This window comes from Roseateles toxinivorans (assembly GCF_004362525.1).
Taxonomy (GTDB): domain Bacteria; phylum Pseudomonadota; class Gammaproteobacteria; order Burkholderiales; family Burkholderiaceae_C; genus Paucibacter; species Paucibacter toxinivorans.
In genome coordinates this window covers 21063-35119 of the sequence record NZ_SNXS01000004.1, presented here as the reverse complement: position 1 = coordinate 35119, position 14057 = coordinate 21063, and the positions used below count along the sequence as shown (strand labels likewise).

Below are 14057 nucleotides of genomic sequence, written 5' to 3'. Positions count from 1 at the left end.
GAGACAAGAACATGGACTTTGATTTCACCGACGACCAGGAATCGCTGCGCGACGCAGTGCGCCGCTGGGTTGACAAGGACTATGGCTTCGAGCATCGACGCGAGGTGGTGCGCGCAGGCGGCCAGTCGTCCGAGGACTGGCAGGCGCTGGCCGGCCTTGGGCTGATGGGCCTGGCCGTGCCCGAGGCCCATGGCGGCATGGGCTTTGGCGCGGTCGACGCGATGGTGGTGATGGAAGAACTTGGCCGCGGCCTGGTACTGGAGCCCTATGCCCAGGTCGCGCTGATGGCCTGCAGCGCCTTGCAGGCAGCGCCCGAGGCCTTGCAGGCCGCCTGGCTGCCGAAGATCGCCGGCGGCGAGGCCTTGGTCGTGCTGGCGCATCAGGAACGGGCCGCGCGCTATCGGCTGAACCACGTCACCACCACCGCCGTCTCGGGTGCTACCGGCTGGATGATCAGCGGCGCCAAGAGCGTCGTGCCCTGCGGCGACCGGGCCGATGCGTTCATCGCGCCGGCACGAGTCTCCGGCGCGGCCGATGACGCGAACGGCATTGCCTTGTTCTTGGTCGAACGCAGCGCCGCGGGCGTGACGACGCAGGGCTATCTGACGCAGGACGGCTCGCGGGCCGCCGAGGTGAAGTTCGCCAACAGCCCGGCCCAGCTGATCAGCCTGGACGGCCACGCGTTGCTGGAGCTGGCCGTGGATGTGGGCATTGCCGCCATGTGCGCCGAGGCCGTCGGGGCGATGGACAGGCTGGTCGCCATCACCGCCGAGTACCTGAACACGCGCAAGCAGTTCGGCGTTGTCATCAGCAGCTTCCAGGCGCTGCGCCATCGCATGGCCGACGTGAAGATGCAGCTGGAGCTGGCCCGCTCGATGAGCTACTACGCCACGCTGAAGCTGGGCGAGGCACCGGCCCAGCGCCGCCGCGCGCTGAGCCAGGCCAAGTACCAGCTGGGGCAGTCCACCCGCTACGTCGGCCAGCAATGCACGCAACTGCATGGAGGCATCGGCGTCACCGACGAATACATCAGCAGCCACTACTTCAAGCGCCTCACCGCGATGGAGTTGCAGTTCGGCGACAGCCTGCACCACCTGGGTGAGGTGTCGGCGCGGATGCAGAATACGGCCGGGGTGTTCGCCTAAGTTCCCCGGCGCTAAACTGGCCCAAGGCCCGCTGACTTGGCACCAGGTCGGCGGGCTTTTTTATTGGCTCCCCCATCACCCCACTGGAGTTGATCCATGAAGCTGCACCTGCTCACCGCCCTGCTGGTCTGCGCCGCCCTGCCCGCCAGCGCCCAGAACATGAAACCCGGCCTGTGGGAGATCAAGCAGAAACCGCAGCTCGAAGGCAAGCAGCAGGCGCAGATGGAAGAGGCGCAGAAGCAGATGGCCAATCTGCCGCCCGAGCAGCGCAAGATGATGGAGCAGATGATGGCCCAGCGCGGCATGAGCATGAGTCTGGCCGATGGCGGCATCAGCATCAAGGTCTGCGTCAGCCCCGAGCAGGCAGCCAAGAATGCGCCGCCGGTCAGCGACAAGGGCAATTGCAAGCATGACGTGACGCGCAGCGGCAGCACGACGAATATGCGCTTCAGCTGCACCAATCCGGTCTCCGAGGGCGAGAGCGAGGTCAAGGTGATGGGTGGCGATGCCTACACCACCAAGACCCGCGTCACCACCCAGCGCAACGGCAAGATGGAAACCATGCACATGAACGGCGAGGGCCGCTTCCTGGGCAGCGATTGCGGCACGCTCAAGCCGATGGGTCAGTGAGTTTCACACAGGACAGCATCACGGACGTGGCCGGCCTCAGGGTCGGCCATTTCACTGATGCACGCCGCCCGACCGGCTGCACCGTGCTGCTGTGCGAGCAGGGCGCGGTGGCCGGCGTCGATGTGCGCGGCGCCGCCCCCGGCACCCGAGAGACCGATCTGCTGAACCCGGTCAACAGCGTGCAGCAGGTCCATGCGCTGCTGCTGTCCGGTGGCAGCGCCTTCGGCCTGGACGCCGCCAGCGGCGTGATGCGCTGGCTGGATGAGCGCGGCCACGGCTTCAAGGTCGGCCCGGCGCGGGTGCCCATCGTGCCGGCCGCGGTGCTGTTCGACCTGTGGCTGGGCGACCCATCCATACGCCCCGATGCCGCGGCCGGCTACGCTGCCTGCGAGGCGGCCAGCGGCGAACCACCGGCCGAGGGCTGCGTCGGCGCTGGTGCGGGAGCAACGGTTGGCAAGATCTTCGGCATTGAGCGGGCGATGAAGGGCGGCATCGGCTGCGCCTCGGTCAAGGTTGGCGGGGTGACGGTGGCGGCCATGGTGGCGGTGAACGCGATCGGCGACGTGATCGATCCGGCTACCGGCCAGGTCGTGGCCGGCGCCCGCAGCGAGGACGGCCGCAGCCGCATCGGCATCGCCCAGGCGATGCTGCGCGGCGCCCTGCCCGCCCGGCATCTCACGGGCATGGCCACCACGATAGGCATCGTCGCCACCGATGCCGTGCTCGACAAGGTGGCCGCCACCAAGATGGCCCAGATGTCGCATGACGGCCTGGCTCGCAGCATCAACCCGGTCCACACCCTGACCGACGGCGATGTGATGTTCGCGCTGGCCACAGGCGCCTCCGGCCTGCCGGGCAATCTGAATCTGCTGGGCGTGCTGGCCGCCGAGGTCACGGCCCAGGCGGTGCTGCGGGCGGTACGCGCGGCGGTAGGCTTGAACCAGGCCGGCCTGCCCGCGGTGCCCGCGGCCTGCGATCTGTGAGCCCCTAGGCCGCCGCCTTGCGGCGCCCGTCCCCCAGGGGGGAGCAAGAAAGCTCGGGACGGCCCTTCTCTTTCTTGTGACCAGATAAACTGCGCCAACGACTCCTCGACGGCCGCCTGCGGGCGGCCGCCGCACTTGAAAGCCACCTCATGAACCTCGCCCAGATCCTGTTCACCCAAGGCTTCGGCACCCGCCGCATCTGCGCCGGGCTGATCCAGCATGGCGAGGTGGCCATCGACGGTGTGGCCATCGACGACCCGCACTATGAGGTCGAGCCCAAGGGCCTGATCTTCCGCGTCAGCGGCAAGGACTGGCCCTATTTCGAGAAGGCCCTGGTGTTGCTGAACAAGCCCACCGGCTACGAGTGCTCGCAAAAACCCAAGCACCACCCCAGCGTGATGGCCCTGCTGCCGCCGCCGCTGCGCGAGCGCGACATGCAGCCGATCGGCCGGCTCGACGAAGACACCACCGGCCTCCTGCTGTTCACCGACGACGGCAAGCTGATCCACAAGCTGACCAGCCCCAAGCACCATGTGCCCAAGGTCTATGAGGCGCTGTGCAAGCACCCGGTCACCGACGAGCAGGTGGCGGCGTTGCTGGCCGGTGTGGAGTTGCGCGAACCCGATGCGAAACCGCACCACAGACCCGAGCAGGTTCGCGCCGAGGGTGCCGAGCGTTTCGACACCCACGGCCTGCGGCTGACCCTGACCGAGGGAAAGTACCATCAGGTCAAACGCATGGTCGCGGCCGTCGGCAACCGCGTCGAGGGCCTGCATCGCAGCGCCTTCGGGGCCTTGGTCTTGCCTTCAGACCTGGCACCGGGGCAATGGCGCTTCCTGCCCGGCCCGGAAGTGCTCTATTAGCATTTGATTAAGGTGCGCCCACAGGGGCCGCAACTGTGCGGCTTTGATGCCACGCCCAGGGGTTCGCCCTAGACAATTTGTCATGGTCTCGGTGTAGAAACCAAAGCGTCGTTCAAGGGAATGCTTTTTTGCCCGGCCGAGCGCAACAAGCCGCATACAAATAGAGCGGTGGCGCAGATCCGGGCCGTACCGATACATGATCAAGAATCCCAAGAGGGGGAGTGCCGCCGTGCCAAGCCACGCCGATGTCACCGCACTGGTGGAGTCGGAGCGGGTTGCATCGCTGTATGAATTGACGCTGCCCACGCTGCTGGCTGCGGTGCTGTTCACGTTTTTTCCGCTGGTGCTGCTGTGGCCGCATCTGCCCCATGGCTTGCTGCTCGGCTGGCTGGGCTATCGCTGCCTGGTGTCCGCGCTGCGCCTGATGGACGTCTGGCAGTTCCGCCGCGCCAAGCCCGACGCCAGTCAGATCGGTCACTGGCGCAAACGCTATTTCGTGCTGCTGGCGCTGGAGGCACTGTCCTGGGGCGCGATGGGCTGGCTGTTCCACACCCCGGAGCTGCCCTATGTCGATGGCCTGCTGCTGGCCTCCATGGTCGGCGTCGGCGCGATCGCGCTGTTCACGCTGGGCAGCATCTTCACCGCCAATCTGATTTTCTCGGTGCTGCTGTTCGTGCCGCTGATCGGCTACTACGTCAGCCTTGGCAATGCCGAGGCGCTGTTCTGCGCCGCCGGCGTGCTGGGCTTCATGGGCATGCTGCTGTTCGAGTCGCGCCGCATCGAGGCCCGCACCATCGAGCTGCTGCGCCTGCGCTTCGAGAACGCGCGGATCGCCGAGCAGCGCCAACAGGCGCTGGAGCTGGCCGAGCAGTCGAATCTGACCAAGAGCCGTTTCCTTGCGGTGATGAGCCACGAGATCCGCACACCGCTGAACGGCATCCTGGGCATGACACAGCTGCTCGAACGCTCGGCGCTGGACGAGCGCCAGACCGAGCAGGTGGACATCGTGCGCCGCTCCGGACGCCATCTGATGACCTTGGTCAACGACATCCTGGACCTGTCGCGCATCGAGTCGGGCAAGCTGGAGGTGCAGTCCAAGCCGGTGATACTGGCCGAGGCGGCCGAGGACGTCTGCCTGCTGCTGGCCGCGACCGCCCGCGACAAGGGCCTGGCCTTCGACCTGCGCATGGCGCCGATACTGCCCCGCTGCATCCTGGGCGATGCTTCGCGCATCAAGCAGGTGCTGCACAACCTGGTCGGCAATGCGATCAAGTTCACCGAGCGTGGCAGCGTCGATGTCGAGATCAACACCGTGCAGGACGCCAATCTGGGCACCCTCTTGCGCTTCCAGGTGCGCGACTCCGGCGAGGGCATTGCGCCCGATCAGCTGGAGCGCATCTTCAACCCCTTCGAGCAGGCCGAGAACCACAAGACGCAGCGCACCGACGGCACCGGCCTGGGCCTGACAATCTCGCGCGAGCTGGCCCGAACCATGGGCGGCGACCTGCGCTGCAGTTCCTCGCCGGGCATGGGCTCCTGTTTCGAGTTCACCTTGCCGCTGAAGGTCAGCAGTGCGCCTATGGCACCCAATACCCAACCCATGCCCCTGCCCCAGTTGCAGGGTCGGGTCTTGCTCGTGGACGACAGCACCGTCAACGCGCTGGTGGCCAGCAGCATGCTCGAGCGCTTCGGCCTCGATGTGGATCAGGCTGAGAACGGCGCGCTGGCTTTGGAGCGACTGTCGGTGCAGGACTATGGTCTGGTGTTGATGGACTGCCAGATGCCCGAGATGGATGGCTTCGAGGCCACCCGCCGCTGGCGCAACGTCGAGAGCAGCGAAGGCCGCTCGCCGGTGCCCATCGTCGCGCTGACTGCCAGCGCCGTGAACGGCGACCGCGACCTGTGCCTCAAGTCCGGCATGAACGACTATCTGGTCAAGCCCTTCGAGATGGAGGACCTGCTCAGCGTGGTCACCCGGCACCTGCGCAGCGAAGTGGCCGTGCCCGCCTAGGGCTCGTTCCGAACCCGTAGAAAGCTCGCAAAGCGCGGCAATCCAGTCCGCGTCAGGCCCTGATAGGTGTACGTCACCGCGCTGCCCACCGGCGGCGGGTTCAGGCGCTCGGCATCGCTGAAACCGGTGCCGATGACGAACTGCCGGCCCTCGGGCGTCTGCACCTTCAGGCCGCCCAGCTGACCGGCGTACTTGCCCTTGCCCGGCTCGTGCGCGATGACCCTGGCCTCGGCGTCATCCCGCGCCTTCAATTTCAGCAGCGCGTCGCTGCGACCGCCCTGCACCGGTGCATCCTCGTGGTGCAGCATCAGGCCCTCGCCGCCAGCCTTCAGCACGGCCTGCAGCCGCTCCTGCAAGGCCGCGGCCGAGGCCACCCGGACCTGCGCCACCGCCTGCAGCTGCGGCCAGGCCAGGCGCGTGGCGAGGGCCTGCAGTTGCTGCGCCCGCTGGGCAAAGGTGCCGCCAGCGCCGGGCAGCTCGAACACGCGGTACTGGATCTCGCGCCAGTCGGCTTCCACGGCCTGTGATTTGCGCACCATGCCCGACAACCTCTCGAACTGGCCGCGCGCCAGCCACAGCTCGCCGTCCAGCGGTTCGGCCGGCAGCCGGGCCAGAAACCAGGCCGGCGCCGCGACGACGCGGCCACTGCGAAAGCGCAGCGTCTTGCCATCCCACAGCGCGCGCACGCCGTCGAGTTTCTCGCTGATCAGGTAGCGGCTCGGATCGCGGCCGGTGCTCCAGTCCTTGGCCAGCAGCACGGCCGGCTGCTCCGCAACAGACGGTGCCCAGACTCCGGCCGCCAGTCCAAGCGCGGCCAGCAATCGGTGGCAGAAAAGTCGGCGAGGCTGGTCAGGCGTGTTCGGTGTCATGGTGCCCCCGTCGGGTTGGAGTGCACGCAGAGTAGCCCGCCACAGACGTGATGCGGCGGCATCCCTCCTTGGTGGGATCACCCTCTTTTGGGTGGCCTGAACCGATCCGCGTAGAATCAATCACCGGGCCCAAATTTTGGCGTCCGGTGGTCCGTACCGTCCCCGCTGACGGCCTCACGGACAGACCGGATCTCCAAGTCAAGCGCTCGCAGCCTCGGACATGCACTGCATCAACGCATTCCTATTCTTGCGACGTGAATCATGGAAATCTTCGACTACGACAACATCCTCCTGCTGCCGCGCAAATGCCGCGTGGAAAGCCGTGCCGAGTGCGACGCCTCGGTCGAGTTCGGCGGCCACCGCTTCAAGCTGCCGGTGGTGCCGGCCAACATGAAAACGGTGGTGGATGAGAGCATCACCGAGTTCCTCGCCGCCAACGGCTACTTCTATGTGATGCACCGCTTCGACCTGGACACCGTCGCCTATGCCAAGAGCATGCGCGACAAGGGGCTGATCGTCTCGGTCAGCTCGGGCGTCAAACAGGCCGACTACGCCATCATCGACCGCTTGGCTGCCGAGGGCGTGGGCGCCGACTACATCACCATCGACATCGCCCACGGCCATGCCGACAGCGTGCAGCAGATGATTGCCCACATCAAGCAGAAATTGCCCAAGGCCTTTGTCATCGCCGGCAATGTCGGCACGCCCGAGGGTGTGATCGATCTGGAGACCTGGGGCGCCGACGCGACCAAGGTCGGTATCGGCCCGGGCAAGGTCTGCATCACGCGGCTGAAGACCGGCTTCGGCACTGGCGGCTGGCAGCTCTCGGCGCTGAAGTGGTGCGCCCGCGTGGCCACCAAGCCCATCATTGCCGACGGGGGCATACGCCACCATGGTGACATTGCCAAGAGCGTGCGCTTCGGCGCGGCGATGGTGATGGTCGGCTCGCTGTTCGCCGGCCATGAGGAGTCACCGGGTCAGACGGTCGAGGTCGATGGCAAGCTGTACAAGGAGTACTACGGCTCGGCCAGCGACTTCAACAAGGGCGAGTACAAGCACGTCGAGGGCAAGCGTATTCTCGAACCGGTGAAGGGGAAGCTGGCCGACACCCTGCGCGAGATGCAGGAAGACGTGCAGAGCTCGATCTCCTACTCCGGTGGCACCAGGCTGGTGGACCTGCGCAAGGTCAACTATGTGGTGCTTGGCGGTGAAAACGCGGGCGAACATTTGTTCATGTAGCGCCTGTTCGCGTTGCCCGCGTTTCGGCGCAGCCAAAACGCGGGCGAGCACCTGATCATGTGATGGTCGCTGGTAGCGTCACTGCCGCCTCCAGGCCGGGGTCGGCGTTGCGCAACACCAGCGTCGCCCCGTGCGCGCTGGCAATCAGCTTGCACAGGCTCAGCCCCAGGCCGACGCCGCCGCTGCTGCGGGTGCGGGCCTCGTCGGGCCGGTAGAAGGGCTCGCCCAGCTTGGGCAGCACCTCGGCCGGCACGCCCGGGCCGAAGTCGCGAACGGCGAGGCGAACGCCCTGCTCCGCCATCGCCGTGCTGATGCGCACCTTCCCTCTAGCCGCATCGTTGTGGCGCAGCGCGTTGTCTATCAAGTTGCGCAGCAGCAGCTGCATGCGCAGGCGATCCAGCTGCATTACCGGCAGTTCGGACGCCAGGTTCAGCTCGATATCTCCGTCGTTGAACTGGTTTTGCACCAGCTCGGCGATCAGCGCGTTCAGGCTGCAGCTTTGCAGCGCCAGCGCGCTGTGGCCGGCGCCCAGGCGTTCGCTTTCCAGGATGCCGGTGATCAGATCGCGCATCAGGGCCAGGTCCTGCAGCAGCGCCTGTCGCGGTGCCCCCTCCTCCACCAGTTCGGCATTCAGCCGCGCCCGCGTCAGCGGGCTGCGCAGCTCGTGGCTGATGGCCAGCAGCAGCGCGCGCTTGCCGTCCAGCATGGCCTGGATGTCGGCCGCCATGCGGTTGAACAGCTCGGCCAGTTCGCCCAGCTCGCTGTGCGGCCGCAGCCGGATGCGATGCGACAGATCCCCGCGCGCAAAGGCCTCGGCGCCGACGGCCAGCGCACGCAGCGGCCGGATCATGTGCCGTATCGTGCCGAAGGCCAAGCCGGTGACGATCAGCAGCAGTGGAGCACCCCACAGCCAGCCATAGGGCTGGTGGGTGGCGGAGAACAGGATCACGCTGCTGGCCAGCGCCAGCACGAGGAAAACCGCCACCAGGCGGGCTCCCAGATGCTTGAAGCGATGGCGCCAGTGGCGGTGCTGCTCATGCCAGCGCTGGTGCATCCGTTGGCGCATGCGCCAGCGGCTGCGGTGGTGGGCACGCCAGTGGTTCAAGGCCTCGTGTTTGCCATGCTTGACAACATCGGGTCCCTCACAGGGCCTACTGTTCTTCACGGCTGCGCCGCCAGTGCAAAGCAGTAGCCGGCATTGCGCAGGGTCTTCAGGGCATCCAGCGGTGCCAGCTTCTTGCGCAGCCGGCTGACCAGGATGTCCACCGCCCGGGTGTACAGATAGGCCTCGTGGCCGCGCAGACGGTTCAGGATCTCGTCGCGGTGGAACACCCGGCGCGGTTCGCGGGCCAAAATCACCAGCAGCTCGTACTCCGTGCTGGTCAGCTCCAGCAGGCTGCCGCCGCAGCCCCAGACCTCGCGCCGCGCGGTGTCGATGCGCAGGCCGTCGAAGCGCATCTCCGGCGCCGCCAGGCCGGGCGCCATGCGGGCGCGCCGCAGCAGGCTTTGCAGCCGCGCGGCCAGCTCGCGGGGCTCGAACGGTTTGGCCAGATAGTCGTCGGCCCCCAGCTCGAGGCCGACCACGCGGTCGGTCAGGTCGCCACGCGCTGTGAGCATCAGGATGGGCAGGTGGCGCGTGCCTTCAGCGCCGGCGCGTATCTGCTTGCACAGCTCGAAGCCATCGATCTCGGGCAGCATGCCGTCCAGTATCAAGGCGTCGAACGGTTCGGCGGCCAGGCGCTGCAGGCCCAGGCTGGGCCGGGGCGCGGCATGCAGCTCGAAATCGAAGCGGGCCAGGTACTGGGTCAGCGGCCCGGCCAGCGCTTCGTCGTCGTCAATCATCAGCAGTCGTGGCATGGTGGTTCTGATTCTGCCCTGACCATCAGCACATGCCGAAACGCCGCGGCCTGATCATGAAGCGCAGCAGCTGCTGCTGGTCGGCATCGAGTGCGTCGAAGAAGTCGGCGACGGCCGCGATCAGCGCCGGGCCGCCATCGCGCAGCGTCTGCAGGCGGTCATCCCACAAGCTTTGCGCGGCTGCGCGGTCGAAGCTGGCCCCGCTCAGCAGATCGGCCAGCTCCTGGCGCGCCGAACCGCCCTTCAGCGCCTCGCGCTGCTGCTGCAGCAACTCCAGCAGCTGGCGCAGTGCCAACTGCTGGGCCGGATTCAGATCCAGACGACGGCTGGCCTTGGCCATCAGCCGGTCCACCACAAAGTCGCCGCCCCAGCCCTTGGAGAATCCATGGTGGGCATGGTGGTGGCGGCCGTGATCGTGGTGGTGACGGCCGAAACGGTGGAAGAACATCATGAAAATCCTCATTGGTTTGTGGAGGACTCGATGATGGAAGCGAGCCGCCCGCGAAGCATCTCGCCGCGGTATCGCCGGGTTTCGTTTTGTATCGGCACCGGCTGGCAGGGTGCTGCGCCGCGGATCCTTGGCTGCGTCATCCATCGGCAGGCACCACCTACAATCGAGTCCCCGTTTGCTCCAAGGGTGCTGTCCAGCCCCCTCTGCCACTGCTTCTTATGACCGAACTCGCCAAATCCTTTGAGCCCGCCGCCCTGGAAGCCCATTGGGGCCCGCTATGGGAGCAGCGTGGTCTGTACAAGCCGACGCTGGACGCGGCCAAGCCCTCGTTCTGCATCCAGCTGCCGCCGCCCAATGTGACGGGCACCTTGCACATGGGCCATGCGTTCAACCAGACCATCATGGACTCGCTGACGCGCTATCACCGGATGCTGGGCGACAACACGCTGTGGGTGCCGGGCACCGACCATGCGGGTATTGCCACCCAGATCGTCGTCGAGCGCCAGCTGCAGGAGCAGGGGCAGAACCGCCACGAGCTGGGCCGCAAGAATTTTGTTGCCCGCGTCTGGGAATGGAAGCAGCAGAGCGGCAACACCATCACCGGCCAGATGCGCCGCATGGGCGATTCGGTGAGCTGGGAGCATGAGTACTTCACCATGGACGACAAGCTCTCGTCCGTGGTCACCGACACCTTCGTCAAGCTCTTCGACGAAGGCCTGATCTACCGCGGCAAGCGCCTGGTGAGCTGGGACCCCATCCTGAAGTCCGCTGTGTCCGACCTCGAGGTCGAGAGCGAGGAGGAAGACGGGTCGCTCTGGCATATCCGCTATCCGATGGCCGAGGGCACGGAATCGCTGGTCGTGGCCACCACCCGCCCCGAGACCATGCTGGGCGACACGGCGGTGATGGTCCACCCGGAAGACGAGCGCTACACCCACCTGATCGGCAAGCAGGTTCGCCTGCCCATCACCGGCCGCCTGGTGCCGGTGATCGCCGACGACTATGTGGACAAGGCCTTCGGCACCGGCGTGGTCAAGGTCACGCCGGCGCACGACCAGAACGACTATCAGGTCGGTCTGCGCCACAGCCTGCCGATGCTGACCATCTTCACCCTGGAAGCCAAGGTCAATGACGAGGCACCCGAGGCCTATCGCGGCCTGGACCGCTTCGTCGCGCGCAAGAAGATCGTTGCGCAGCTGGAAGAGGAAGGCCTGCTGGTCGAGGTCAAGAAGCACAAGCTGATGGTGCCGCGCTGCGCCCGCACCGGCCAGGTGATAGAGCCGATGCTGACCGACCAGTGGTTTGTCGCCGTGTCCAAGGCCGGTGCCAATGGCAAGTCGATTGCCGAAGAGGCGATCGAGGTCGTCGCCTCGGGCGAGGTCAAGTTCGTGCCCGAGAACTGGGTCAACACCTACAACCAGTGGATGAAGAACATCCAGGACTGGTGCATCTCGCGCCAGCTCTGGTGGGGCCATCAGATCCCGGCCTGGTACGACGAAGATGGCAAGGTCTATGTCGCCAGGACCGAGGCAGAAGCACAGGCCAAGGCCCCGGGCAAGACACTGACCCGCGACGAGGACGTGCTGGACACCTGGTTCTCGTCCGCCATGGTGCCCTTCTCGACGCTGGGCTGGCCCGAGAAGACGGTCGAGCAGGACCTGTTCCTGCCCTCCTCCGTGCTGGTGACCGGCTACGACATCATCTTCTTCTGGGTTGCCCGGATGATCATGATGACCAAGCATTTCACCGGCAAGGTGCCGTTCAAGCATGTCTACATCCACGGCCTGGTGCTCGATGCGCAGGGCAAGAAGATGAGCAAGAGCGAAGGCAATGTGCTGGACCCGGTGGACCTGATCGACGGCATCGAGCTGGCCCCTCTTTTGGACAAGCGCAGCCAGGGCCTGCGCAAGCCCGAGAACGCACCCAAGGTGCGCAAGGCCACCGAGAAGGAGTTCCCCGAGGGCATTCCCGGCTACGGTGCCGACGCGCTGCGCTTCACCTTTGCGGCCATGGCCACACTGGGCCGCAGCGTCAACTTCGACAGCAAGCGCTGCGAGGGCTATCGCAATTTCTGCAACAAGCTGTGGAACGCCACCCGCTTCGTGCTGATGAACTGCGAGGGCAAGGACTGCGGGCTGGAGGAGCACACCAAGGAGCAGTGCGCCCCGGGTGCCGAGTTCCATGGCTACCTCAGCTTCAGCCCTGCCGACCGCTGGATCAGCGGTGAGCTGCAACGCGTCGAGGCGGCCGTGGCCCAGGGCTTCGATGAGTACCGGCTCGACAATGTGGCCAGCGCCATCTATCAGTTCGTCTGGGACGAATACTGCGACTGGTATCTCGAAATCGCCAAGGTGCAGATCCAGAACGGCACGGAGGCGCAGCAACGCGCCACCCGCCGCACGCTGATACGCGTGCTGGAAACCACGCTGCGTCTGCTGCACCCGGTCACCCCCTTCATCACCGAAGAGCTGTGGCAGACAGTGGCCGTGGTCGCCGGCCGCAAGGCCGCCGGCTCGGATGCCTGCATTGTCACCGCGCCCTACCCCAAGGCCCAGCTGGAGAAGATCGATCCGGCTGCCGATGCCTGGGTGGCTCGCCTGAAGGCCATGGTCGGCAGCTGCCGCAGCCTGCGCAGCGAGATGAGCCTGTCACCAGCCGAGCGCGTGCCGCTGCTGACCGCGGGAGACGCCACCTTCATCGAGCAGGCCGCCCCGCTGCTGAAGGCCCTGGCCAAGCTCAGCGAGGTGCAGCAGTTCGCCGATGACGCCTCATTTGCGGCCGCCACCGGCCATTCCCCGGTGATCGTCGAGGGTGAGGCACGACTGGCCCTGCATGTGCAGATCGACATCGCGGCGGAGCTGGCCCGCCTGGGCAAGGAGATCAGCCGCCTCGAGGGCGAGATCGTCAAGACCACGGCCAAGCTCGCCAACGAGAGCTTTGTGGCCCGCGCGCCGGCGGCCGTCGTCGAGCAGGAGCGGGCCCGCATGGCCGAGTTCAGCGCGACGGTGGCTAGACTGAAGGATCAGGCAGCTCGTCTGGAAACGTCGCCCTGAAGTCCTCGCTGGGCTCGGCCGGCGTGTTGAGCAGGTCGTCGATGCGCCGCGCCACCGCCCAGGCGGCGCGGGTGCGCGCCTCGCGGGTGGTGCTGGCCACCCGGGGCGTGATCTGCAGCGAACTCACGCCGTACAGCGGCCGGCCCGGGTCCAGCAGGCCGGGCTCCAGGCTGTCCAGCCACACGGCGGCCATGCGGCCGCTGTTCAGCGCCTGGGCCAGGGCAATGTCATCGAACAGCGCCGAGTGGGAGATGCTGACCAGCACCTGGCTGGGCTTGCAAAAGCTCAGCACCCGGTCCCCCATCAGCCCTCGGTAGCGCAGAAAGTAGGCCAGCTGCACGCTGACGCCATCGGCCTGCTCCATCAAGGCGCGCAGCGGCAGGGGTGCAATGCCCCAGCGGGCCCACAGCGGATCGCTGATGTGCAGGGCCGGGTCATAGCCCACCACCTGGGTGCCGAACACCGGCAGCAGCTGGGCCAGCAGGCGGGCCGCCGGCGTCATGCCGACCAGACCTATGGTCGCGCAACCCAGCTCGCGACCGACCATCAGACCGTCCGAGCCGACCACCGGCACGCGGCGCAGCATCGCCAGCAGCGCGCCAACCACGAACTCGGCCTCGGCCGCAGCGGAGGCCGAGGTGCTGCGCACCACCTGCACATGGGCCATTTCGCAGGCCTTGGTGTCTATGTTCTCGATGCCGGCGCTCATGCGGCCCAGCACGCGCAGACGCGGCGCCGCACGCAGCAGGGCCGCATCGACCGCCACCGAGGCCGGCAGTATCAGCGCCCGGGCATGGTGAAGCTCCTCGCGCAAGGCCAGCGGCTGACGTACCAATTCCGGGGCGTACTGAACCGCATGGCGGTCTGCAAGCCATTGCATGACCTCCACTTCCATCGGTTCTACGATCAGCACGCTCATGGCGGGTACTTTTCAATCATTTGAACAGTCACGGCGC

At 66.6% G+C, this 14057-nt stretch carries 12 protein-coding genes; 7 read left to right on the top strand and 5 right to left on the bottom strand.

Annotation, left to right across the window (positions count from 1 at the left end):
- Positions 1-11 precede the first annotated feature (11 nt).
- The 5 genes from DES47_RS15375 to DES47_RS15355 all read left to right on the top strand — a co-directional run bounded on the left by DES47_RS15375 (position 12) and on the right by DES47_RS15355 (position 5632).
- Positions 12-1145 (top strand): acyl-CoA dehydrogenase family protein, encoded by a 1134-nt coding sequence (locus DES47_RS15375; RefSeq protein ID WP_133701628.1) that lies wholly within the window; start codon positions 12-14, stop codon positions 1143-1145.
- A gap of 96 nt (positions 1146-1241) precedes the next feature.
- Complete coding sequence (locus DES47_RS15370; RefSeq protein ID WP_133701627.1) at positions 1242-1775, top strand: DUF3617 domain-containing protein; 534 nt, start codon at positions 1242-1244, stop codon at positions 1773-1775.
- Positions 1772-2758 (top strand): P1 family peptidase, encoded by a 987-nt coding sequence (locus tag DES47_RS15365; RefSeq protein WP_243748324.1) that lies wholly within the window; start codon positions 1772-1774, stop codon positions 2756-2758. Before DES47_RS15370 ends, DES47_RS15365 begins: the two co-directional genes overlap by 4 nt.
- Positions 2759-2907: 149 nt before the next feature.
- On the top strand, positions 2908-3621 hold the full coding sequence (locus DES47_RS15360) for a pseudouridine synthase (RefSeq protein WP_133701625.1): 714 nt from the start codon (positions 2908-2910) through the stop codon (positions 3619-3621).
- Positions 3622-3850: 229 nt separating this feature from the next.
- Entirely contained in the window at positions 3851-5632 is a 1782-nt protein-coding gene (locus DES47_RS15355; protein ID WP_166652020.1) for an ATP-binding protein, read from the top strand.
- On the opposite strand, the gene DES47_RS15350 is transcribed toward DES47_RS15355, so the two are convergent.
- Entirely contained in the window at positions 5629-6501 is an 873-nt protein-coding gene (locus DES47_RS15350) for a DNA ligase (RefSeq protein ID WP_133701623.1), read from the bottom strand. The two genes, DES47_RS15355 and DES47_RS15350, sit on opposite strands and share 4 nt — an antisense overlap.
- Before the next feature lie 261 nt (positions 6502-6762).
- Between DES47_RS15350 and DES47_RS15345 the strand changes: the two genes are divergently transcribed.
- The gene (locus tag DES47_RS15345) at positions 6763-7740 is read left to right on the top strand and encodes a GMP reductase (RefSeq protein ID WP_133701622.1); all 978 of its coding nucleotides are present in this window, start codon (positions 6763-6765) and stop codon (positions 7738-7740) included.
- Between the two features lie 55 nt (positions 7741-7795).
- Here DES47_RS15345 and DES47_RS15340 read toward each other — a convergent pair whose 3' ends face one another.
- From DES47_RS15340 to DES47_RS15330, 3 genes are read right to left on the bottom strand one after another with little or no spacing between them, the layout of a single operon-like run.
- Positions 7796-8845, bottom strand: coding sequence for an ATP-binding protein (locus DES47_RS15340; RefSeq protein WP_133701621.1), 1050 nt, complete (start codon positions 8843-8845; stop codon positions 7796-7798).
- 56 nt (positions 8846-8901) lie between these two features.
- A complete protein-coding gene (locus tag DES47_RS15335) occupies positions 8902-9597 on the bottom strand; it encodes a response regulator transcription factor (protein ID WP_133701620.1) in 696 nt (231 codons plus the stop codon).
- 25 nt (positions 9598-9622) lie between these two features.
- Entirely contained in the window at positions 9623-10048 is a 426-nt protein-coding gene (locus tag DES47_RS15330; protein ID WP_133701619.1) for a hypothetical protein, read from the bottom strand.
- A gap of 218 nt (positions 10049-10266) precedes the next feature.
- Here DES47_RS15330 and DES47_RS15325 point away from each other — a divergent pair, with 218 nt between their 5' ends.
- Positions 10267-13101: a valine--tRNA ligase gene (locus tag DES47_RS15325; protein WP_133701618.1), complete on the top strand. Its 2835-nt coding sequence runs from the start codon at positions 10267-10269 to the stop codon at positions 13099-13101.
- On the opposite strand, the gene DES47_RS15320 is transcribed toward DES47_RS15325, so the two are convergent.
- Complete coding sequence (locus tag DES47_RS15320) at positions 13058-14020, bottom strand: NAD(P)-dependent oxidoreductase (protein ID WP_133701617.1); 963 nt, start codon at positions 14018-14020, stop codon at positions 13058-13060. The two genes, DES47_RS15325 and DES47_RS15320, sit on opposite strands and share 44 nt — an antisense overlap.
- Between the last annotated feature and the right edge of the window lie 37 nt (positions 14021-14057).